General features: G+C 61.4%; 16 protein-coding genes. 8 read left to right on the top strand and 8 right to left on the bottom strand.

Annotated elements, in window-relative coordinates:
- Positions 1-2 precede the first annotated feature (2 nt).
- The 4 genes from cobN to IB254_RS04720 all read left to right on the top strand — a co-directional run bounded on the left by cobN (position 3) and on the right by IB254_RS04720 (position 7,526).
- Positions 3-3,860 (top strand): cobaltochelatase subunit CobN, encoded by a 3,858-nt coding sequence (gene cobN, locus IB254_RS04735; RefSeq protein WP_192416588.1) that lies wholly within the window; start codon positions 3-5, stop codon positions 3,858-3,860.
- A 153-nt stretch (positions 3,861-4,013) separates the two neighbouring features.
- Positions 4,014-5,012, top strand: coding sequence for an ATP-binding protein (locus tag IB254_RS04730; RefSeq protein WP_192416587.1), 999 nt, complete (start codon positions 4,014-4,016; stop codon positions 5,010-5,012).
- Positions 5,013-5,065: 53 nt separating this feature from the next.
- The gene (locus IB254_RS04725; RefSeq protein WP_192416623.1) at positions 5,066-5,677 is read left to right on the top strand and encodes a vWA domain-containing protein; all 612 of its coding nucleotides are present in this window, start codon (positions 5,066-5,068) and stop codon (positions 5,675-5,677) included.
- Positions 5,678-5,879: 202 nt separating this feature from the next.
- A complete protein-coding gene (locus IB254_RS04720; protein WP_192416586.1) occupies positions 5,880-7,526 on the top strand; it encodes a phospholipase D-like domain-containing protein in 1,647 nt (548 codons plus the stop codon).
- A gap of 122 nt (positions 7,527-7,648) precedes the next feature.
- On the opposite strand, the gene IB254_RS04715 is transcribed toward IB254_RS04720, so the two are convergent.
- Together IB254_RS04715 and IB254_RS04710 are read right to left on the bottom strand one after the other, a co-directional pair.
- Positions 7,649-8,872, bottom strand: coding sequence for an NADH:flavin oxidoreductase/NADH oxidase family protein (locus IB254_RS04715; RefSeq protein ID WP_192416585.1), 1,224 nt, complete (start codon positions 8,870-8,872; stop codon positions 7,649-7,651).
- A gap of 108 nt (positions 8,873-8,980) precedes the next feature.
- Entirely contained in the window at positions 8,981-10,522 is a 1,542-nt protein-coding gene (locus IB254_RS04710; protein WP_192416584.1) for an MFS transporter, read from the bottom strand.
- A gap of 165 nt (positions 10,523-10,687) precedes the next feature.
- Between IB254_RS04710 and IB254_RS04705 the strand changes: the two genes are divergently transcribed.
- Both IB254_RS04705 and IB254_RS04700 read left to right on the top strand, forming a co-directional pair.
- Positions 10,688-11,554 (top strand): LysR family transcriptional regulator, encoded by an 867-nt coding sequence (locus IB254_RS04705; RefSeq protein WP_192416583.1) that lies wholly within the window; start codon positions 10,688-10,690, stop codon positions 11,552-11,554.
- Between the two features lie 348 nt (positions 11,555-11,902).
- A complete protein-coding gene (locus IB254_RS04700) occupies positions 11,903-13,462 on the top strand; it encodes a TerC family protein (protein ID WP_192416582.1) in 1,560 nt (519 codons plus the stop codon).
- 50 nt (positions 13,463-13,512) lie between these two features.
- On the opposite strand, the gene IB254_RS04695 is transcribed toward IB254_RS04700, so the two are convergent.
- The 4 genes from IB254_RS04695 to IB254_RS04680 all read right to left on the bottom strand — a co-directional run bounded on the left by IB254_RS04695 (position 13,513) and on the right by IB254_RS04680 (position 18,323).
- Positions 13,513-15,321, bottom strand: a complete 1,809-nt coding sequence (locus tag IB254_RS04695) for a monovalent cation:proton antiporter-2 (CPA2) family protein (RefSeq protein WP_192416581.1) — start codon at positions 15,319-15,321, stop codon at positions 13,513-13,515.
- 151 nt (positions 15,322-15,472) lie between these two features.
- Positions 15,473-16,492, bottom strand: coding sequence for a M48 family metallopeptidase (locus IB254_RS04690; RefSeq protein WP_192416580.1), 1,020 nt, complete (start codon positions 16,490-16,492; stop codon positions 15,473-15,475).
- 24 nt (positions 16,493-16,516) lie between these two features.
- Positions 16,517-17,122 carry a LemA family protein gene (locus IB254_RS04685; protein WP_192416579.1) on the bottom strand — a complete coding sequence of 202 codons (606 nt, stop codon included), beginning with the start codon at positions 17,120-17,122 and terminating at the stop codon, positions 16,517-16,519.
- Positions 17,123-17,249: 127 nt separating this feature from the next.
- Positions 17,250-18,323, bottom strand: coding sequence for a sensor domain-containing diguanylate cyclase (locus IB254_RS04680; protein WP_192416578.1), 1,074 nt, complete (start codon positions 18,321-18,323; stop codon positions 17,250-17,252).
- A 163-nt stretch (positions 18,324-18,486) separates the two neighbouring features.
- Between IB254_RS04680 and IB254_RS04675 the strand changes: the two genes are divergently transcribed.
- A complete protein-coding gene (locus IB254_RS04675) occupies positions 18,487-18,825 on the top strand; it encodes an FKBP-type peptidyl-prolyl cis-trans isomerase (protein ID WP_032832522.1) in 339 nt (112 codons plus the stop codon).
- A gap of 114 nt (positions 18,826-18,939) precedes the next feature.
- Here IB254_RS04675 and IB254_RS04670 read toward each other — a convergent pair whose 3' ends face one another.
- The gene (locus IB254_RS04670; RefSeq protein ID WP_192416577.1) at positions 18,940-19,971 is read right to left on the bottom strand and encodes a D-cysteine desulfhydrase family protein; all 1,032 of its coding nucleotides are present in this window, start codon (positions 19,969-19,971) and stop codon (positions 18,940-18,942) included.
- 116 nt (positions 19,972-20,087) lie between these two features.
- Positions 20,088-21,200 carry a cytochrome P450 gene (locus IB254_RS04665; RefSeq protein ID WP_192416576.1) on the bottom strand — a complete coding sequence of 371 codons (1,113 nt, stop codon included), beginning with the start codon at positions 21,198-21,200 and terminating at the stop codon, positions 20,088-20,090.
- An 82-nt stretch (positions 21,201-21,282) separates the two neighbouring features.
- Between IB254_RS04665 and IB254_RS04660 the strand changes: the two genes are divergently transcribed.
- Positions 21,283-22,086, top strand: coding sequence for an ArsR/SmtB family transcription factor (locus IB254_RS04660; protein WP_192416575.1), 804 nt, complete (start codon positions 21,283-21,285; stop codon positions 22,084-22,086).
- Positions 22,087-22,240: the final 154 nt, after the last annotated feature.

Here is a 22,240-nt window from a genome sequence, read left to right as displayed (position 1 = left end):
CCATGCACCTGCTCAGGACCCAGCCCGGCGGTTTCGTCTCGGATGACAACATTGCCGACCTTGGACAAACCCCTGCCGAGCTGGTGATCCTGTGCAGCGGCGATTCCAGCCTCGCGCTGCTCGCCGAAGCCGCGCAACAGTTGCCGGACGATTACCCGAGCGTGCGTCTGGCCAACCCGATGCAGGTGCAGAACCACGCCTCTGTCGATTTGTATGTCGACGAAGTGCTGCGCCACGCCAAGGTGATTCTGATCTCGCTGCACGGCGGTATTGCGTATTGGCGTTACGGCGTCGAGCGGTTGGTCGAGCTCTCACAGCGCGGCGTGCAGCTGATTCTGGTGCCCGGCGATGATCGCCCGGACCCGGAACTCAGCGACCTGAGCACGGTGGTTGTCGAAGACCGCGACCGGCTTTGGCATTACTTGCGTCAGGGCGGCATGGCCAACGCGCTCGATCTGTTTCGCTGCCTGGCCACTCGTTGGCTGGAGCGCGACTACAAGTGGGCCGAACCACAAACCCTGCCGCGCACAGCGATTTACCACCCACAAAAAAGCCCCGCCGCACTGCAGGATTGGCAAGCCGACTGGCAGGCCGATCAACCGGTGGCGGCGGTGCTGTTTTACCGCTCGCATTTGCAGGCGGCGAACACCGCTTTCATTGATGTTTTCTGCCAGCGTTTGCAAGCGGCGGGGTTGAATCCCTTGCCGATTGCCGTGGCCAGTCTCAAAGAACCCGGCTGCCTCTCGGTGGTCGAGGACTGGCTGGATGACGTCGAAGCCTCGGTGATTCTCAACACCACCGGCTTCGCCCAATCCAGCCCCGAAGCGCCGCACTTGCGACCGTTTCGACGCAACATTCCGGTGATCCAGGCCATCTGCGCCCAGGACAACGAACCCGGTTGGCGTGCCAGCGAGCAAGGCCTTGGCCCGCGTGATCTGGCGATGCACATCGCGTTGCCGGAGCTGGACGGGCGGATCATCAGTCGCCCGATCAGCTTCAAGGACCTGGCGTGGCGCAGTGAGCGCAGTCAGTCAGACGTGGTGTGCTATCGACCACAACCGGAACGCATGGATTTTGTCGCCGAACTGGCGCGGCGCTGGATCGATCTGGCGCGTGTGCCGAACAGCGAAAAACGCATCGCCCTGATCCTCGCCAACTACCCGACCCGCGACGGGCGCATCGGCAACGGCGTGGGCCTCGACACACCGGCCGCTGCACTGAATATCCTGCGTGCGCTGCATCAAGAAGGTTACCCGCTGCCGGCCGAACTGCCGGGCAGCGGCACCGAACTGATCCAGCAATTGCTCGGCGGCGTCAGTAACGATCTCGACACCCTCGATCAGCGTCCGTGCCAGCAAAGCCTGGCGCTGGATGATTACAGCCTGATGTTCAACGCCTTGCCCAAGGCTAATCGCCAGGCAGTGCTGGAACGTTGGGGCACCGCGCAAAACGATCCGATGTTCCGTGACGGGCGAATGATGATCGCCGGCCTGCGTTTCGGCCTGACCTTCGTCGGCATTCAACCGGCGCGCGGTTATCAGGTGGACCCGAGCGCGGTCTATCACGACCCGGACCTGGTGCCGCCCCACGGTTATCTGGCGTTCTATTTCTGGTTGCGCAACACCTACGGCGCCCACGGCGTGATCCACGTCGGCAAGCACGGCAACCTCGAATGGCTGCCGGGCAAAGGCGTCGGACTGTCCGAGCATTGCTGGCCGGACGCATTGCTCGGGCCGCTGCCGAACATCTATCCGTTCATCGTCAACGACCCGGGCGAGGGCGCCCAGGCCAAGCGCCGCACGCAAGCGGTGATCATCGATCACCTGATGCCACCGCTGACCCGCGCTGAAACCTACGGCCCGCTGCGCAACCTCGAACTGCTCGCCGACGAGTATTACGAAGCGCAATTGCTTGACCCGCGCCGCGCCCGTGAATTGCAGCGCGACATTCTGCAATTGGTGCGCGACACGCACATCGACCGTGAGCTGCAACTGGACGAGAAGCTCGACAGCGACGCCGATGCAGCGATCTGGCTGCCGCGTCTGGACACGTATTTGTGCGACCTGAAGGAGTCGCAGATCCGCGATGGGTTGCACATCTTTGGTGAGTCGCCGACCGGGCGTCTGCGCATCGACACGTTGTTGGCTTTGTTGCGGATTCCACGCGGCGATGGCCGTGGCGCGCAGTCGAGTTTGTTGCGGGCGTTGGCCAAGGCGTTTGGGTTGGGCTTTGATCCGCTGGATTGCGCGTTGGCTGAGCCTTGGGTTGGGCCGCGACCAATTGAGCTGCAATCGCTCAACGATGAAGTCTGGCGCACGGCAGGCGATACCCGCGAACGCCTCGAACTGTTCGCCGCTCAACTGATCTCACAAGTTTTAAATGCCCCCCCAAAAACCTGTGGGAGCGAGCCTGCTCGCGATTGCGGAGTGTCAGTCGACATTGATTTGCCTGACACACCGCATTCGCGAGCAGGCTCGCTCCCACAGGGTCCGGGGTGGTCAGAGGTGCAAGCCATCCTCGACAACCTGCGCGAAGTCGTCGCGCCACGGCTCGACGCCTGCGGCCCGTCGGAAATGCGCGGCTTGCTCGACGCCCTCAGCGGTCGTTTCGTCCCCGCCGGCCCCAGCGGCGCGCCGAGTCGCGGGCGGCTGGACGTGCTGCCGACCGGACGCAATTTCTATTCGGTGGACGTGCGCAACTTGCCGACCACCACCGCATGGCGCATCGGTTTCCAATCGGCGAACCTGATTCTCGAGCGGCACTTGCAGGACCACGGCGATCACCTGCGTCAGCTCGGCCTGTCGGTCTGGGGCACCGCGACCATGCGCACCGGCGGCGACGACATCGCGCAAGCCATGGCGCTGATGGGTGTGCGCCCGGTCTGGGCGACGGGCAGTCAGCGGGTCGATGACTTCGAAATTCTGCCGCTGAGCCTGCTCGACCGCCCACGCGTGGACGTGACCTTGCGCGTGTCCGGATTCTTCCGTGATGCCTTTGCCAATCTGATCCGCCTGTTCGATGCGGCGGTGCAGGCAGTCGCTGCGCTGGATGAACCGGACGACCTCAATCCATTGGCGGCCAAGGTCCGCGCCGAACGCGAGGCGCTGCTGCAATCGGGCCTTGATGAAGAAGCGGCCAAACGGCAGGCCGGTTGGCGCATCTTTGGCGCCAAACCCGGTGCTTACGGTGCCGGCGTGCAAGGGGCAATCGATGGTCGTTTGTGGCAGAGCCGCGAAGACCTGGCCGAGGTTTACCTGAACTGGGGCGGCTACGCTTACGGCGGTGCCGACGAAGGCACGGCGGCCCGCGAGCAGTTCGCCCAGCGCCTGAGCCAGGTTCAGGCCGTGCTGCAAAATCAGGACAACCGCGAGCATGATTTGCTCGACTCCAACGACTATTACCAGTTCCAGGGCGGTATGCTCGCGGCCGTGGAAAGCCTCAGCGGCGCGGCGGCGGCCAGTTACCATGGCGACCACAGCCAACCGGACTTGCCGAAAATCCGTACGTTGAAGGAAGAACTGAACCGGGTGATCCGCTCGCGGGCGGCCAATCCGAAGTGGATCGACGGCGTGAAGCGCCACGGCTACAAAGGTGCGTTTGAACTGGCGGCGACGGTCGATAACCTGTTCGCCTTCGACGCGACGACGCAGTTGATCGACGATCACCAATACGCGTTGCTGGCCGATGCGTATTTGCTGGACCCGGCGACCCGGGATTTTGTCCGCGAGCACAATCCCCATGCGTTGCGCGACATGACGGAGCGCATGCTGGAAGCGCAGCAGCGGGGGATGTGGCAGGAGCCGGGCGCCTATAAAGAAGCACTGGAAAACCTGCTGCTGGACGTAGAAGAAGACACCTGACACACCGTAGATCCCCTGTAGGAGTGAGACCGGCTTGCCGGCGATAGCGTTGGGTCAGTCAATATTGATTTGCCTGACACACCGCTATCGCCGGCAAGCCGGTCTCGCTCCCACAGTTAGAAGCATTTCACCGACCATGACCGAGATTTGATAATGACTGACACCCCACATTTCCCCTTATCCGCCGTGGTCGGCGCCGACGATCTCAAACTCGCTTTGTACCTCACCGCCATCGACCCGAAAATCGGCGGCGTGCTGATCGAAGGTCCGCGCGGCATGGCCAAATCCACCCTGGCCCGAGGCCTCGCGGACCTGCTCGCCAGCGGTCAGTTCGTCACCTTGCCGCTGGGTGCCACTGAAGAACGCCTGGTCGGCACCCTCGACCTTGATGCCGCCCTGAGCGAAGGTCGCGCGCAATTTTCTCCCGGTGTATTGGCCAAGGCTGACGGCGGCGTGCTCTACGTCGATGAAGTCAATCTGCTGCCCGATCACCTGGTGGACTTGCTGCTCGACGTTGCCGCCAGCGGCACCAACCTGATCGAGCGTGACGGCATTTCCCATCGGCATTCGGCAAAGTTCGTGTTGATCGGCACCATGAATCCGGAAGAGGGCGAGTTGCGTCCGCAACTGCTCGACCGCTTTGGCCTGAACGTCGCCCTCAGCGGTCATACCGAACCCGCCCAGCGTGGGCAGATCATCCGTCGGCGGCTGGATTTCGACAGCGATCCGCAACGCTTCTGCGCCGAGTGGGAAAGCCAGCAGCAGTCGTTGCGTGAGCGTTGCCAGACAGCGCGCAGCACACTGGCGAGCATCCCCCTCGACGATGAGGCGCTGGCACAGATTACCGAGCGCTGTTTCGCCGCCGGTGTCGATGGGCTGCGCGCTGACCTGGTCTGGCTGCGTGCCGCCCGTGCCCATGCGGCATGGCGGGGGGCGAGCGCCATTGCCGAGGAAGATATCGATGCCGTTGCCGAGTTCGCCTTGCGCCATCGCCGTCGCGAACAGTCGCCACCAGCCCCGCAGCAGGCCCGGCAACCCGCGCCGCAACAATCCAGTCCGAGCGAAGGCCAGGGTCAATGGGGCGAAATGCCCGCGCAGGCGCTGCCGGTCGGTGCTCGACGTGAAGTGCCGAGCTGGCCAAAAAAGCCCTAGGCATTCGCCCTCGATCTGACGCGGGGGCGAATGCCAGGCCCCGCGCCGGACGGCTGGACCACGGCAAACAGGGTAAGCGTCATGCCGCCCGCAGCGGCTCGATCAATTGGCCCGGCACCTTGCTCAACGGCCGCCCGCGCCAACGCCAGGATGTGCTGTTTCAATTGCGCACCCGTTCGCCCCATGAGCTGTGGCTGGTGATCGTCGATGCCTCGGCCTCGACGCGTCGCCATCAGGCCTTGAGCGACGCCAAGGGGCTGTTGGCGCAGTTGTTCGACGACGCTTATCGCCAGCGTGCGCATCTGGCGTTGCTGACCGCCAGCGGCCATGCGCCGAAGTGGCAAGTGCAGGGGTTGAAAGCTTCCAGCGGATTGCGCCACTGGCTCGATGGCCTTGGCGCGGGCGGCGGTACGCCGTTGCTGGCGGCACTGGGCGAAGCGGGGCGATGGCTCGCGGTCCGGCAAAAACGCTTTCCGGCGGAGCAGCAACGGTTGTTGCTGGTGACGGATGGGCGATTGAAGGAGTGGTCGGGGTTACCGGCGCTGGCGTGTCCGGGGCTGCTGATCGACATCGAGCGTGGGCCGATCCGGCTGGGGCGGGCGCGGCAGTTGGCGACGGAGCTGCAAACGGATTATCGGCATATTGATGAGCTGGTTTCAGGCTGAGTTATTTGGGTGTTTACTCTGGCCCCATCGCGAGCAGGCTCGCTCCCACAGGGGGGCTATGTCGTTCGCAAATAATGTGTTCACTGTAGATCTAATGTGGGAGCGAGCCTGCTCGCGATGGCATCCATTTGGTTTTGGATAATCACGGCTTACCGACATCCCTGCCCTATGCTCTGAAAGCAGCCATTCACAGGAGTGAAGCATGCGTGTTCTAGCCACAAACAGTCAGGACGATTTCCGCGTCAAAGCCTACGCCGGCACCAACGGCGTGCTGCTGGCCATGGACCTGGCCGAATCCCGCCGTAAAGGCCTGCTGGGTTTCGCCATCGAAAAACAGCAAGGCAGCAAGCCCTGGTTGTTCCTGTTCAATAGCCTGACGTTCCCCGGCAAGGCTCATACGTTCCCGCAGTTTCACGCCACCCCGAGCGACCTCGCGCCGTTGCAGAAATTTCGCTGGGCCGATTACGCGGTCAATCCGGGGATGACGATCCATTACCGAATCCACCTCGCCTATGGCAGCGCGGATGCACCGCAGCTGGGCGAATTTCTGGAGGTGACCGTCACGTCCGACAACGGCCTGCCGCACAATCAGAGTGTGATTTTCAACCGCGCGGTGGCCGCCAGCCAGGCATTCCAGCGCAAGTTTCCCGATCTCGACGCGTTGATCAGCGCCAATAAGAACCTGCCCATCGAGGCCTGGCCCGATGCGCCGCGCCAGTGGCTGGAAAACGGTTTGCTCGGGCGCTTGCTGGGGTTTATCGAACGGGCGGTGGATGGTCAGTGGGCGCTGGACATTGCCATTTACGAGTACGAGTTGCAGGTGATCGTCGACGCCGTCAACGCGGCGTTCGAACGGGGTGTGAAGGTTCGCGTGCTGTATCACGCACAACCCGACGATGACGACACCGTCATCAACCAGGCCAGCCTGGAAAAAATCCCGGCGGCGAACAAGCGCGGGCGTGTCACTCACAACATCTTCCACAACAAATTCATGGTGCTGAGCCGGGTCGATGCCGCCGGGCAGCTTCAGCCTGAAGCGGTGCTGTGCGGCAGCACCAATTTCACGCCCAATGGCGTTTATCGCCAGGCTAACGTGGTGCATGTGCTGGACGACGCGCGTATCGGCGCCAGCTATCTGCAGACTTTCGAGCAAGTCTGGGCAACACCGGACGACGTCGGCGTCACCCGGCAATGGATCACGCAACACAACCCGATAGACCCGCAGCAACCGCTGTTCGCCGGGTTCTCACCGCGTTCGGGGCAGGGTGATTTGCGGGCGTTTGTCGAGATCATCAACGCCGCGAAAAAGGACGTGCTGTTTGTCACTGCGTTCGCCTTGCCCGATGACATTCTCAACGCGCTGCTCGGCCAGCCCCACGACGACATTTTGCGTTACGGCCTGCAAAACACCGCCAGCCGCATCACCGGTTTTCACGCTGATCGCAGCGCCGAATTTGCCGCGACTGCGCTGCTCAACACCGGGCTGGAGGGCTGGCTTCGAGAGAACATGAAGGGTCAGAAGGGCAATTTGCTGGTGCACACCAAAGCCGTGGTCACCGACTTCACCAGCGACGCGCCGACGATCATCAGCGGCAGCCACAACCTCAGCGCTGCGGCCAGTAACGGCAACGACGAAAACTACCTGATCGTGCGCGGCGATACCGATCTGGCTGATCGTTATGGTTTGGAGTTGCTGCGGTTTTACGAGCATTACCGCTTTCGCTACTTCGCGAAGAAACTTGCGCTCAAACAGGTGCAGCCGTTGAAGGCGGATGACAGCTGGACTGATGATTATTACCTGGCGGGGGATTTGAGGGAGCTGTCGCGACTGCGTTTCTCCGGACGGTAGTTTGGTGGATTCAATGCCCCCATCGCGAGCAGGCTCGCTCCCACAGGATCGGCGCAATACCTGTGGGAGCGAGACCGGCTTGCCGGCGATGGGTGTGACGCGGTCTACGCTCTGATTTCCGATTACTTCCCCATCGCCTGTCGGTACTGCCGCGTACGCCGCCCAATGTTCAAACGGTCAAGGATCAGCGCCCAGACTGCCGACACCTCAGGCCGGGGCTTGCGGCCACGGCTCAGGCGCTGGAGCTGGAATTTCACCACAGCCATGCTCGCCAGCGCGGCCAACGGTTTACGTTTCCACTGGATCGGCGGCAGTTGCGGATGGCTGTTCCGGCCTTCGCGCCAGTGTTTGACCAACTGCGGTTCGAGGGCCAACGCCGTGCCGATCCCGGCCATGGCGATGCCACTGTCGAGCACTTGTTCGACGATCGCCAAGCGCCGAATCCCGCCAGTCACCATCACCGGCATACGCGCCACACTCGCCAGTTCACCGGCCATTTCCAGAAAGTACGCTTCCCGCGCCAGGGTCCGGCCATCGCGTGCCTCGCCCTGCATGGCCGGTGCTTCGTAGCTGCCGCCCGACAACTCAAGCAAATCGATCGGTTGCTCGTTGAGCCACTGGATCACTTGGCGAGCATCGTCGGCGTCGAAGCCACCGCGCTGGAAGTCGGCCGAGTTGAGTTTTACCGAGACGCAGAATTTCGGTGATACGACCTGGCGAACGGCGCTGATCACGTCGAGCAACAAGCGTGCGCGATTCTCCAGCGATCCGCCCCAACGGTCGGTGCGGCGATTGGTCAATGGCGACAGGAACTGGCTGATCAGGTAACCGTGCGCCGCATGAATCTGCACGCCGGTGAAGCCGGCTTTTTCGGCGAGGGCAGCGCTGGTGGCGAAGCGCGTGATGACCTCGGCGATATCGCCCTCGGACATCGGTTTGGGTTCGGCAAACATCTTGGAAAATGAACCGAGATCCAGTGCCACCGCCGAGGGCGCCCACGCTTGCTGGCCGAGGTTGGCCATGGTCTGGCGCCCAGGATGATTGAGCTGCATCCAGAATTGCGCGCCACCGGAGCGGCCAATCGTTGCCCATTGGCGAAAGCGTTCCATGTCGCGTTCATCTTCCAGTACCACGCCACCGGGGCCGGTCATGGCGCGGCGGTCGATCATCACATTGCCCGTCAGCAACAACCCGGTTTCGCCCCCGGCCCAGGCCTGGTACAAGCGAAACAGTGCATCGGACGGCGCCTGCCCGGTGTCGGCAAGGTTCTCTTCCATCGCCGCTTTGGCAATGCGATTGCCGATTGTCTGGCCGTTGGGCAAATTCAACGCTTGGAAGGGCGACATGCTTGACTCTTCATCAGTGGAGAACAGAGGCTAAGCTTAAAGCTCACTTTAATGTCAAGCAGGAAAACGAGACCGGGATGAAAATTGATGACTTGGCTCTGGCATCCTTCAAGCCTTCGCGCTGATGGCGGCAGCCGATGGGGCGGGAATCGGATTGCGCATCAACGTGCCCACCACCAACGCCCCCAGCAATGCGAGTAATCCGGCGACCAACAACAAGAGACTGAAGCCGCCGACGAACGCCTGTCGGGCCAACGGTTCGACCACGCTGCGCGCGGCTTCCGGCAACAGGTCCAGCGCTGCCGGCATGTCACCGGCCACCACCCGCGACGCGATGCCCTGGGTCTGGGCGAGCCATTGCGCGCCTTGTGCCGACAAATCTGCGCGCAACAACTGTTCGGCATGGCTGGACAGCAACGCGCCGTACACGCCGATGGCCAGCACGATCGCACTGAAACGCATGGTGGTGCTCATACCCGAGGCCATCCCGGTGCGTTCCCTGGGCACGCAGGCCATGATGTTTTTCTGCGTGTCGCCGTTGAGCAGCCCGGCGCCCGCGCCGGTGACGGCAATCGCCAGGGCGAAAGGCAGGTAACCGCCGCTGCTGACCGCCCAGGCACTGAGCAGATTGCCGCTGCCGACCAGGGTCAAACCGGTCGCCATCAACGTGGCCGGGGCAAACCGACTGGCTAGGCGCACGCCGATACGCGGGCAAATCAACATGGTCAGGGCAAACGGCAACATGCCCAGCCCTGAGGCGATGGCCGAGAAACCCAAGCCGTTTTGCAGATAAAACGGCAGCAACGTCATCATCACCTGCGCGCAGCCGGCGTAGGCAAACATGCCCAGCAGCGCGCCAATGAAGCGCGGATGTTTGAACAATTGCAGGTCGACCATCGGCCGCCGCTGCATCCGCTCGATCACGACGAACAACCCCAGTAACAGCGCACCGCCGATCAGTCGGGCGTAAGTGATCGGGTTGTTCCAGCCGATCCGGTTGGCCTCGATCAGGCCCCAGATCAGGCACAACAAACTGCCACTGAACGCCAGGCTGCCCCACGGATCGAGGCGTGCGGATTGAGGGTCGCGGGATTCCGGCACGGCACGCCAGACCATGACCATCAGGAACAGGCCCACCGGCAAATTGAGGTAGAAGATCCAGCGCCAGCCAATGAATTCGGTGATCAAGCCGCCGACGGTCGGCGCGGCGGTCATCGCCACGCCCATGCACGCGCCCCAGAACGCCCAGGCCTTGGCCCGTTCCACTTCATCGTGAAACGTATGGCCGATAGAGGCCAGGGCCGAGGTCAACAGCAACGCCGCGCCGACCCCCTTGATCGCCCGTGCGATGTCGAGGAACAACGCGTTGGGCGCAGCACCGCAACCGATGGACGCCAGAATGAAAATCCCCAGGCCACAGAGCAGGGTTTTCTGCCGGCCGAAGCGGTCGGCGATGCTGCCCGCCGGCAGCAACAGGGCGGCGAAGGCGAGCATGTAGGCGCTGACCACCCATTCGATGTCGGCAAAATTGGCACCCAGATCCCGGGCAATCGTCGGCAGGGTGACGGCGACGATGTTGGTATCGAGGACGATCAACGAACACACGCCGGAGGCGGTCAACAATGTGAGGCGCGGATTGACGCGGCTCATGAGCGGATTGCCTTTTGCACAAGGCTGCTTTCTGTAACGGCGAAAAGGGGTTTGACGTACATGCTGTGGGCTCTCTACTGTGATTGCCGAATGAGCTTATCGCGACCGCTTGCCGGCTTCGTTAGCCGAAAACCGGCATTTCATTACCTTTGAGCTAATGCGCCCATGGACATACGGCATTTCCGCTACTTTCTGGCCGTTGCCCGGCAAGGCAACTTCACGCGTGCCGCCGAACAACTCGGTATCGCACCGCCGACCCTGACTCGACAGATCCAGGACATGGAGAACGAACTCGGCACGCGACTGTTCGTGCGCCAGACCCGTGAAGTCAGCCTGACCGAAGCCGGCGCTGCACTGCTGATCGAAGCCGAGGCGACGGTGCGGCAATTCGAATACGCCCAACGCAACGCCCAGCGCGCCGGGCGAGGGGATATCGGTCATATCGAGCTGGGTTACGTGGCTTCTGCGGTGTACTCGGGCCTGCTGCAAAAGCAGGTGCAGGCGTTCAGCCGCGAATGCCCGGACGTCAGCCTCAACGTGCGCGAAAGCCCGATGGCGAGCTTGCCGGCGATGGTCCTCGAAGGCCGGTTCGATATCGGTTATGTGCGTTCACCCATGACGTTGCCCGAGGGGCTGGAAGCCATTCGCCTCGACGCGGAAGGTTTTGTGCTGGCGCTGTCGAGCGAGTCGTGGCTGTGCCGTTTGAGCGAGATCGGCCCGGAGCATTTGCAGGGCGAGACGTTCATCCTGCCGGAGCAGATCAGCGGCACCTTGCAAGTCGCCGCCGAGGGCGGGTTTGCGCCGAAACTCGGGGCGCAACCCGGCGGGCTGGTGGCGGTGCTGGCGCTGGTGTCGCTGGGGCAGGGCGTGGCGGTGGTGCCGGAGTCGGTGGTCGGGCACGTCGGGTTGCCCGGTGTGGTTTACCGGTCGATCAAAGGGTGTGAGGCGAGCTCGTGGTTGTCGTTGGTTTATCGGCGGTTCGAGAAGTCAGCGGCGGTGGTGCGGTATATCGAGCGGGTGAAAGACCGTTAAAAGATCGCAGCCTACGGCAGCTCCTACAGTCGTTCGACGATGTTCTGCAGGAGCTGCCGTAGGCTGCGATCTTTTGACCTTCTACAGATTTTGTAATGATTTCTGACTGTAGGAAAAGTCGCTTTCACCTGTACGCTCCAAGGCCTTTTTCCTTTCAGGACTTGCATGAACACCCTCTCGGAGCCCCCCAGTTATCCTTCCTCTCAGCGCCATCTTGCGCGCCTGATACACGCGAAACACCCGGTCTTTCGCCTTCCGAACACCCTTGTCATTGCAACTCCACGGCCTCTGCGCCGCGCCTTGCCGTGCCCGGCATTCTGAATTCACTGAAGAGATCGAGACGTTTTTATGGAATGGATAGCTGACCCCACCGCGTGGCTGGGCCTGTTGACGTTGATCGTGCTGGAGCTGGTGCTCGGCATCGACAACCTGGTGTTTATCGCGATCCTGGCGGACAAACTGCCGCCCGAGCAGCGTGACCGTGCGCGAATCATCGGTCTGTCCCTGGCCTTGCTGATGCGCCTGGGCCTGCTGGCGAGTATTTCCTGGCTGGTGACCCTGACCCAGCCGCTGTTCGAGGTGTTCGAGCACAGTTTCTCCGGCCGTGACCTGATCATGTTGTTCGGTGGTGTGTTCCTGTTGTTCAAAGCGACGATGGAATTGCACGAGCGACTTGAAGGCCATGTTGGCCAGCGCTCGTCCAACACGGCTTACGCGCTGTTCTGGCCGATCGTCGCGCAGATCGTGGTGCTCGACGCGGTGTTCTCCCTCGACGCGGTGATTACCGCCGTGGGCATGGTCGATGAGCTGGCGGTCATGATGATCGCGGTGATCATCTCCATCGGCCTGATGATTGTCGCCAGCAAGCCGCTGACCCGTTTCGTCAACGCACACCCGACGGTGATCATGCTGTGTCTGGGCTTCCTGATGATGATCGGCTTCGCGCTGACCGCTGAAGGCCTGGGCTTCCATATTCCGAAGGGTTACCTGTACGCGGCCATTGGTTTTTCGATCCTGATCGAGCTGTTCAACCAGATCGCCCGGGCGCGCCGCAAAAAGTCCATGCAGGGCCTGCGACCGATGCGCGAGCGCACGGCCCACGCGGTCTTGCGTTTGCTGGGTGGTCGCAAACTGGCGGTGGAAGAGGTCGGTGAAGAGATTGCCGACATGCTCGACAACGGCGAGGCGCCGGGCGAAGAGCTGTTCGACCGTCGTGAGCGGGTGATGATCAGCGGCGTGCTGCAACTGGCCGAGCGCCCGATTCGCACGTTGATGACGGTACGCGCCGACGTTGATCACATCGACCTGTCCGACGATGCCGAAGCCATTCGTACACGGCTGATGCATTCGTCCTACTCGCGCCTGCCGTTGATACGCGACGGTGCGGTGGATGAGCCGCTGGGCTTCGTGCACAAGAAGGAATTGCTCAAGGAATACCTGGCCGGCAACGAGCCGGACCTTGAGCATCTGGCGCGCAAGACCATCAATTTGTTGGATAGTTATTCGATCCTCAATGCCCTGGAACAGATGCGCAAAGCCTCGACGCACATCGCCTTTGTGGTCAATGAGTTCGGTGACTTCGTGGGCGTGCTGACCATGACCGACATTCTCGAATCGATTGCCGGTGAGTTGCCCGACGCCAGCGAAATCGAGGGGCCGGACGTGGTGGAAGAGCCGGGCGGGTTCAGGGTCAATGGTGCATTGAACCTGATGCGGGTTCGCCAACGGACCGGGTTCGCCGTAGAACCGACCGAGGACTATCAGACCTTGGCAGGGCTGGTGATGAGCTTGCTGGATCGACTGCCGATGATTGGCGACAGCCATGAGTGGGAAGGCTGGCGCATGACGGTGATGGCGGTTGAGGAGCGGCGGGTGACGCGGGTGTTCCTGACGCGGATTGGCGGGTGATTATTCGTTGAGTTTGAGGGCCTCATCGCGGTGAGGCCCTCACATTCACCTCAACCCTTCGCGGATTGCTCTTCCAGCTGATCCGACTCAAACAGCTTCGCCAGTTCCGCCCTGGCTTCCTGCGCGGTCTGCAACACCTTCGCCGCGTCGTCATACACCGCATGCTGCGCTTCCAGCACTTGCTCGTCGTGATGCTGGAAACGCTTGATCCGCGCATCCGCCTGCGCCTGGGTCAGGCCCAATCCCACCAGCGTGCGCCGGCTCATTTCCAGGCTCGAATAATAGGTTTCCCGAATCGCCTCGGCCCCCAAGTCCACCAAGCGGTGCACATGCTGACGGTTACGGGCGCGGGCGATGATCTTGATGTGCGGATACAGCCGGTGCACCACCTCGGCGGTCTTGATGTTGGTGTCCGGGTCGTCGGTGGCGATGATGAAGTATTCAGCGTGCTCGATCTTGGCCGCGCTGAGGATTTCCGGGCGCATCGGGTCGCCGTAGAACACCGGCACGCCGCCAAAGCTGCGCGACAGTTCGATGGTTTCCACCGAGGTGTCGAGGGCGACGAACTTGATGTTCTGCGCGCGCAGGATACGGGCGACGATCTGCCCCATCCGGCCCATGCCGGCAATCACCACACGCGGCTCGTCGGTGTCGATCTCGCGGAATTTCTCCGGCACCACCACCGGCTGCACCTTGGGGCTGACAAGTCGCGCGCAGATCAGCAACAACAACGGCGTCACCGCCATGGACAGGGTGATGGTCAGCACCAGCAGATCGTACAGGCGCGGTTCGAACAAATTCTGGTCGCGGCCGATCTTGAACACCACAAACGCAAACTCACCGCCCGCCGCCAGTACGATGCCGAGGCGAATCGCACTGACCTTGCCCAAACCGCCAGCCAGTCGCCCCACGACAAACAGCAGAGGCAGCTTGATGGCGATCAGCAGCAGGGTCAGGCCCAGCACGGTGATCGGCGCGCTGAGCAGCAGGCTGAGATTCGCGCCCATGCCGACGCTGATGAAAAACAGCCCCAGCAGCAGGCCCTTGAACGGTTCGATCTGCGCTTCCAGTTCGTGGCGGTATTCGGAATCCGCCAGCAGCAAACCGGCGAGGAACGCGCCCAGTGCCATCGATACGCCGACCAGATCCATCAGCCACGCCGTGCCGATCACCACCAGCAACGCGGTGGCGGTGGAAACCTCCGGCAGACCGGTGCGGGCGACCACGCGGAACACCGGCCGCAGCAGATACCGTCCGCCGATCACCACCACGGCGATGCTGCCCAATACCCGTAAGCCGTGGTTCAAATCCTCAGTCGCGGTGCTGGTGTGATCACCGCCCGCCAGCAACGGCACCATGGCGATCAGCGGGATCGCTGCGATGTCCTGGAATAGCAGAATCGCGAATGCCAGGCGCCCATGGGGGCTGGTCAATTCCTTGCGTTCGGCCAGGCTTTGCAGGCCGAAGGCCGTGGAGGACAGTGCCAGGCCCAGCCCCAGCACAATCGCGCTGTTCAACGGCTGGCCAAACACGAACAGCGCCACCACGCCAATCACCGATCCGGTCAGCAGCACCTGCGCCAGACCGACGCCAAACACCGATTTGCGCATCACCCACAAGCGTCGCGGCGACAGCTCCAGGCCGATGATAAACAGCAGCAACACCACACCGAGCTCGGAAATATGACTGACGCTTTGCGGGTTGCCGATCAGCCCCAGTACCGACGGCCCGATGATCACCCCGGCAAACAGATAACCCAGCACCGCCCCGAGTTGCAGGCGCTTGGCTAAAGGAACGGTGAGCACCGCCGCGAACAGGAACACGACAGCGGCTTGCAACAGGTTGCCTTCATGGGGCATGGGGAAACTCCAGAACTCGGTACGGCGGGGGGTACAAGGATAAAGGCTGAGACGACGGGCGCAAGCCGGGCCTGCAATGATTGTATGGATGGCGCGTTGTTGCTTATTTCACCTGCAACAAAGCCGATGAGCAGAAACCCCCAATGTTTATTCAGTTCCTTTTTAGTTGAGAACGAGGGATTTCAACGTGAGGAAAAACGCCGTCCCATTGCGCATCGATCCGCCGGATTCGCTCACTCAAATCAGGATGGGTTGCAAATAAACGATCCATTGCCGACGACACGCCAGTATTGAAATACAGGTGACTGAACTCACCGGCCCTGACGGCCTTGATGTGCGAACCTTGTGCATGACCGCCAATCTTTTTCAGTGCACCGGCAATGCTCTGCGGATTTCGGGTGTACTGCACCGCCGTGGCATCGGCCAGAAATTCACGTTGCCGACTGACGGCGGCCTTGATCAGACTGCCAAAAAAACTCCCGGCGAATCCGGCTATACACAAAAAAATGCCGATCAGTACACCCGCCAGTTTCAGTCGTTGGTCACGGTGGTTGCTCTGACTCGCTTTGACCAATATCAGGCTGCCCGCCAGTCCGAGCACCAGCAGTCCGCTAATGATTGCCAGCATGTGCATGTTGAGGCGCATGTCCCCGTTGTAGATATGGCTGAACTCATGGGCAATCACGCCTTGCAGCTCTTCTCGCGTGAGCAGCGATATCGCACCCTGTGTCACGCCGATCACTGCATCTTCGGGGGTGAACCCGGCCGCGAAGGCGTTGATGCCCTCATCCGGTAACAGATAGACCGTCGGCACAGCGATGCCTGAGGCAAGCGCCATTTCCTCGACGATGTTGATCAGGCGTTGCTCTTCGAGCGTTCGCCCACCGTGATTGAGCTGACGTCCACCCAGTTTTTCTGCGATGACCTTGCCGCCGGCCCGGAGCTCTGCGTACTTGACCAGACTGCCCAGCAGAACAACGCCGATGATTAACGGCGCCACAACCCCGACGGCTTGCCAGTTGAGGGTCAATCTGCGGCTGCCGTCATTCGCATGGTCAAGACTGAATGCGAGGCAGGTTATGGTGATCAGGCTTAGCACCGACAGGATCATCAACAGGACGAGCAGCGCCGTTCGGTGTCTGGCCTGGCGCTGTTGCTCAAAAAAATTCATCGGACCATCCGTGGGCAAAGCGTTTTAGAAGGAAACCTGAGGTGCTTGTTGGATAGACGCGGTATCGGGGAATTCCAGCGGGGTGGCATCGGCGGCATGGCCGAAGCGAGCGGCCAGTAGCACGGCGGGGAAGCTTTGTTTGAGATTGTTGTAGGTCAGCACCGCGTCGTTGAATACTTGGCGCGCGAAAGTCACTTTGTTTTCAGTGCTGCTGATTTCTTCACTGAGTTGCTGCATGGCCTGCAAAGCCTGGAGTTCCGGGTAGGCTTCCAGGGTGACATTCAGTCGCCCCATGGCGCTGCTGAGTACACCATCGGCCAGACTCAGTTGCGCAATATTTCGCGCGTCACCCGGTTGAGCCTGGGCGGCCTTGAGCCCGGCCAGTGCGTTGTTGCGGGCGGCGATGACGGCCTCGAGCGTCTCGCGCTCATGGGTCAGATAACCTTTGGCGGTTGCTACGAGATTGGGGATCAGGTCATAACGGCGCTTGAGTTGCACCTCAACCTGCGCGAAGGCATTTGCTATTTCATTGCGGCGGGCAACCAGGCTATTGAAGAGCCCGATGACGTACAGAATGCCTAGAACCAGAACGGCCAAAATGACCAGCAAGACGATGCTGTTAGTGCTCATGGTGTGATGTCCTTGTTCACGGAAGGAGATTTTGCGCAGGATGTTAACGGAAAACCCAGGGCCTGACTGCTTTCGGTTAAGTCAGGTTGATCGTGCAGCTTCATGTCGGCCAGTGGCGCGTCAAACCCTATTCGCTGTGAACCCGCACCGGGGGCTCGGTGCCCAACCGATACTGATTATTCCCGCTGCGCTTGGCTTCATACATCGCCAGGTCTGCAATATGAATCAACCGGTCCATGCTCGGCGCATGGTCCGGGAACACCGCGACGCCCAGGCTGGTGCCGATGTGGCGCTGGTCGTTGCCGATGGTGACGGGAGGTGAGAGTTCGACGAAGATTTTCTGGCAGATGTTGCGGGCTTCGTCTTGCAAACTGCCGCCTTGCGGCAGGCCCTGGAGGATGACCACGAATTCGTCGCCACCGATGCGGGCGACGGTGTCGGTTGAGCGCAGGATTCGCTTCAGGCGTGTGGCGGTGGTGACGAGAACGCGGTCGCCGGCGGCATGGCCGTAACGGTCGTTGATGGCCTTGAAACCGTTGAGGTCGACGAACACCAGTGCGACTCGGGTGGCGGTGATTCGGGCTTGTTCCAGCGCCTCGGACAAACGCTCTTCGAGCACCAGCCGGTTGGGCAGACCGGTCAACGGGTCGAAATGGGCCAGGTGCTGCAGGTAACTGGCGGAGGCTTTTTCCTCGGTGATGTCGCGGACCACGCCCATCATCTTGATCGTTTCATCGTGGTTGTTCTTCACCACGTTGCCGGTCTCGCGCAACCAGCGGATGGTGCCGTCGGGCCAGATGACCCGGTATTCCTCGTCATGGTTCTCGCCGGTTTCCAGGCAGCGCAGCTCACCGGCCCGGACCCTGACCCGGTCGTCGGGATGCACGCAGGCGCAAAACAAGGCGTAGGAGGGCGTCACTTCGCCGATCTTGAAGCCGAACATGCCGTAAATCGCGTCCGACCAGTAGAGCCGATCGGTGTCGACATCCCAGTCCCAGGTGCCGATGCGAGCGAAATACTGGCTGCGTTTGAAGCGTTCGGCGTCGCTGTCCTGATGGATGTTTTGTCGTTCGGACAGATGGGTGATGAGCACGCGATATTCGTCGAGCTGCTTTCGCAGCGAACGCTCGCGACAGAGCAACGCGATAATCAGGGCAAGCAGCAACGCGCAAATGGCTGCGCCGGTCCAGACATGAATCATGCAGAGATTGCCGTCATGGCGTTTTGATCCCTAGGGTAGGTGCTGCATATCTTAGTTCACGACTAATGGCAGAAACAGGTCGAATAGGTTGCCAATCGCGCACGTTTCTGGGAAAACGGCGCCGTTACGTCCAATTGGGCGAGTGAACATTAGAGTGAACATGATGAATGATGAACTGCAGGTAATCGATCTTGAAGCGGGCGACGGCAAAGCTGCCGTCAAAGGTGCGCTGATCACCACCCAGTATCGTGGCTGGCTGGAAGACGGTAGCGAGTTCGATTCTTCCTACAGCCGGGGCAAACCTTTCCAGTGCGTGATCGGCACCGGGCGCGTGATCAAGGGCTGGGATCAGGGGATCATGGGGATGCAGGTCGGTGGCAAGCGCAAATTGCTGGTGCCGGCGCATCTGGGCTATGGCGAGCGCACGATGGGGGCGATCCCGCCGAACTCGAACCTGATTTTCGAGATTGAATTGCTGGAGGTTTTGACGCGGGATGATTGATTGGCGCGTCAGGGGGAGGTGTGTTGTTTGTCATGCCGCCATCGCCGGCAAGTACGCAATCCCTGTAGGAGCCGGCTTGCTGGCGATGAACGATAACGCGGTCAATCTGGCGTGCTAACCCTGAAACGTCTCCCGGTACGCATACAACCCCGGTGTCCCGCCCGTCATCACAAACAGCACGTTGTCCCCGGCGCGAAAACGTTCTTGCTCGAGATCCGCCACCAGGCCGGCAAACGCCTTGCCGGAGTACACCGGGTCGATCAACAGACCTTCGGCGCGAGCCATCAGGCGCACGGCGTCTTGCATGGCTGGCGTCGGCAGGCCGTATCCCTCGCCCAACTGACTGCCGTCGATCACAACCTCTTCTGGCCGCACGCTGGCGTTGCCGCCGAGTAATGCCAGCGTCTCCTGGGTCAATTTCAGGGTTCTGGCGGCTGACGATTCCCGATCCGACAACACCGAATAAGACTTGACCATCGAGGCCCCTCGGTCCAGCAACTGGAAGCCGGCCGCAAGCCCGGCGTGGGTGCCGGCGCTGCCGTTGGGCACCACGACCTGATTGAAGAGCAGGCCGAGTGCCGTCTCCTGTTGCGTGATTTCTGCAGCGCAACGCGCATAACCGAGACTGCCGAGGGGCGTTGAGCCGCCCATGGGAATCACCAGCACCTTGTGTCCCGCGTCCCGAAGTTGCGCCGCGCGAGCCTCGGCCCGGGCGAGCGAGTCGGTGCCTCCTGCCAGCACTTGCAGTTGCGCGCCAAACAATTGGTCGAGCAGCACATTGCCGTTGAGTTCGTAATCCACATCAGTCTTGGGGACCGAGCGCGTCAGGATCAATTCGCAGGCGATGCCCAGGCGTGCGCAGGCTGCGGCGGTCAGGCGCGCATGGTTGGACTGCACGCCGCCGACGGTAATAATCGTATCAATGCCGGCCCGCTGCGCCACACCGATATGGAATTCGAGTTTGCGCAGTTTATTGCCGCCACCGCCGAGCAACATATGATCGTCGCGTTTGAGAAACAGGCGAATTCCCCGCGCTCCCAGGCCCAACAGCTGTTCGAGGCGTTCGGCTCGTTGAATGGGCGTGGGGCCTTGCAGAAGGTCTGCTCGCGCAAAAGCGCTCAGGGCTTTGTCCAGTTGGGTTTGCATCGATGGCGCCTCGCTGACGTTTATCAGAGTGACTCTAGGGAGAAAGTCACTCGCGATAAACGCATTGCCAGTCATTACACCCTTAACCTGATGTAACAAATGCGCACGCGTGCTCTTCACGAGAACAGTGGGATTCGGCCATTCAGGGAAGGGCGGTAGCGCCAGGTCAAGTGCTCCAGCGCGGGTTTCAAGGCCAAAATCTGCCTCAGCGTGGCGCTGGCGATACTCATGGCCAGTACCTGCCCCGGGCATTGATGACGACCGGCACCGAAGGTGAAACTGCGTCGCTGCGGGCGTTCGAGTATGAATGCATCAGGCTGCTCATTGAACTGCGGATCGCGATTGGCCGACGCCAGCAGCACCAGGATCACATCGCCCGCATTGAAGTTCATCCCCTCGATTTCACAGGGTGCGGCGACGAAGCGACGAGTGTTCTGTACCGGCGGATCGAAGCGCTGGACTTCGGCCAACAGGTCGTCAATGTTGATCGAATCGTTCAGCCACTGCGGATGTCGAATCAACGCCAGTAACGCATTGCCGATCAGCCCGGCGGTGGCTTCATAGGTTTGGGAGAACAGGCCGATGAGGTTGGCAATCAGGGCTTCGCTGTCGGCGGAGCTTGCCGAAAACCGCTGGCGGATACCGGCAAGTAGGGCGCTTTGATTGTCCGGGTCGTCCAGCAACTCAATGAAGTAACCGCGCAACTGCTCCGCCGCCGCATGGGCAGCGTCCAGATGTGCCTGAGCGCTGAGGGGCGACAGGCACGCGACGAAATCCCCGGTCAGCTGGCTGATCACCCGAGCCTGTGCGGGCGAAACCCCTAGCAACGCCGCCACTACGCACACCGGGCCAAGAAACATTGCCTTGTGCAGCCCTTCGGCGTCGGGGCTGAGCAACCGCGCACCGACCAACACGTTGACTTCTTCCACGTCAATCAGCGCCAGCCCCGGCTGGATCGCCGATCTCGGGCAGCGCTGGCGTTCGCCCTCGTTCATCCGCATCAACTGACTGAAGACCTTGCCGGCCATGCCACTGGCAATGGCCTTGGGCACTGGTTCGTGAGTCGGCCGCACGTGACAGTCAGGATGCGTAAGCACCGCCGAGACGGCTTTGGCGCTACTGGCCACCCAGAGTTTCAGTCCCTGGTGAAAAACCAGTCCGCCTTGAGCGCGCAACTGCGCGTAATAAGGATAAGGATCGGCATGAGTCGCAGCGATGATCGGGTCCATGGGTCGCAGCCTTGTTCGTGGTGGGAAAAGTGTTGCTACTATCTCCAGTCCGAAAAGGGCTTGATTCGTCCGGGAGCGAAATATGAACGCAGAACTTCACGACCTCGGTGTTTCACAGGTGGCGGCGGCCATTGCCGAACCGGCCCGGACCAAAATGTTGTGTTCATTGATGGACGGCCACGCCCGCACCAGCACTGAGTTGGCGGCGATTGCCGAAGTCAGCGCTTCCACTGCCAGCGCGCATCTGGCCAAACTCAAGGACCTGGCGCTGCTGCGTCTGCATGTTCAAGGGCGTCATCGCTATTACAGCCTCGCGGACAAACGCGTGGCCCAGGCGCTGGAAGCGTTGATGGTGATCGGCCAGAACACCGCGCCGACCTTCAACCCACGCACTCCGGACCGCCTGCAATTTGCCCGCACGTGCTACGACCACATGGCCGGCACGCTGGCGGTGTTGCTGCATGACCGGCTGCTGGAAAAAGGCTGGTTGCTGGAAACCGATGAGCAGGCTTATCGGCTGACTGACAGCGGCGAGGCGTTGTTCGAAGGGCTGGGCATTGAAGTCAACGACCTGACCACGCAGCGCCGACGGTTTGCCTGCCCGTGCCTGGACTGGAGCATGCGCCGACCGCATCTGGGTGGTTCGTTGGGCGCGGCGTTGCTGCAAACGGCGATCAAGCGCAAATGGGTGACGCAGGATCTGGACAGCCGGGCGCTGACGTTGACCGCGTTGGGCCGCAAGGAAATCGGCGCCCGGTTTGATCTGAAGCAAAATCTGCCCGTAGGCACGCTGATTCCGGGATTGATCACCCAGGCCGATCAGGTCAGCGGCATCAAGGGCAGGGTGGGCAAGCGCCTCATTTCGGCGAACACCGAGCATTTGTAGGAGCCGGCTTGCTGGCGATAGCGTTCGTTCAGGCGATAAATATGTCGACTGGACGAACGCTATCGCCAGCAAGCCGGCTCCTACAGTTCTGAGGCGAATGGAATGTCTGGCTCATAAAAAAGCCCCCCATCGCCAAGACGATGGGGGGCTTGGA

The sequence above is a fragment of the Pseudomonas sp. PDM03 genome (assembly GCF_014852385.1).
Lineage (GTDB): Bacteria > Pseudomonadota > Gammaproteobacteria > Pseudomonadales > Pseudomonadaceae > Aquipseudomonas > Aquipseudomonas migulae.
The sequence above is the reverse complement of the archived record's forward strand: the minus strand, read 5'-3'. Positions and strand labels throughout refer to the sequence as shown.

What these genes read in the sequence shown, in the direction of transcription:
- IB254_RS04715 (WP_192416585.1), bottom strand. Translation starts at nt 8,872, where the DNA reads ATGTCGCCCTTCCAAGCGTTGAATTTGCCCAACGGCCAGACAATCGGC.
- IB254_RS04720 (WP_192416586.1), top strand. Translation starts at nt 5,880, where the DNA reads ATGCGTGTTCTAGCCACAAACAGTCAGGACGATTTCCGCGTCAAAGCC.
- IB254_RS04730 (WP_192416587.1), top strand. Translation starts at nt 4,014, where the DNA reads ATGACTGACACCCCACATTTCCCCTTATCCGCCGTGGTCGGCGCCGAC.
- IB254_RS04670 (WP_192416577.1), bottom strand. Translation starts at nt 19,971, where the DNA reads ATGCAAACCCAACTGGACAAAGCCCTGAGCGCTTTTGCGCGAGCAGAC.
- IB254_RS04675 (WP_032832522.1), top strand. Translation starts at nt 18,487, where the DNA reads ATGAATGATGAACTGCAGGTAATCGATCTTGAAGCGGGCGACGGCAAA.
- IB254_RS04685 (WP_192416579.1), bottom strand. Translation starts at nt 17,122, where the DNA reads ATGAGCACTAACAGCATCGTCTTGCTGGTCATTTTGGCCGTTCTGGTT.
- IB254_RS04700 (WP_192416582.1), top strand. Translation starts at nt 11,903, where the DNA reads ATGGAATGGATAGCTGACCCCACCGCGTGGCTGGGCCTGTTGACGTTG.
- IB254_RS04665 (WP_192416576.1), bottom strand. Translation starts at nt 21,200, where the DNA reads ATGGACCCGATCATCGCTGCGACTCATGCCGATCCTTATCCTTATTAC.
- cobN (WP_192416588.1), top strand. Translation starts at nt 3, where the DNA reads ATGCACCTGCTCAGGACCCAGCCCGGCGGTTTCGTCTCGGATGACAAC.
- IB254_RS04680 (WP_192416578.1), bottom strand. Translation starts at nt 18,323, where the DNA reads ATGATTCATGTCTGGACCGGCGCAGCCATTTGCGCGTTGCTGCTTGCC.
- IB254_RS04705 (WP_192416583.1), top strand. Translation starts at nt 10,688, where the DNA reads ATGGACATACGGCATTTCCGCTACTTTCTGGCCGTTGCCCGGCAAGGC.
- IB254_RS04695 (WP_192416581.1), bottom strand. Translation starts at nt 15,321, where the DNA reads ATGCCCCATGAAGGCAACCTGTTGCAAGCCGCTGTCGTGTTCCTGTTC.
- IB254_RS04710 (WP_192416584.1), bottom strand. Translation starts at nt 10,522, where the DNA reads ATGAGCCGCGTCAATCCGCGCCTCACATTGTTGACCGCCTCCGGCGTG.
- IB254_RS04660 (WP_192416575.1), top strand. Translation starts at nt 21,283, where the DNA reads ATGAACGCAGAACTTCACGACCTCGGTGTTTCACAGGTGGCGGCGGCC.
- IB254_RS04690 (WP_192416580.1), bottom strand. Translation starts at nt 16,492, where the DNA reads ATGAATTTTTTTGAGCAACAGCGCCAGGCCAGACACCGAACGGCGCTG.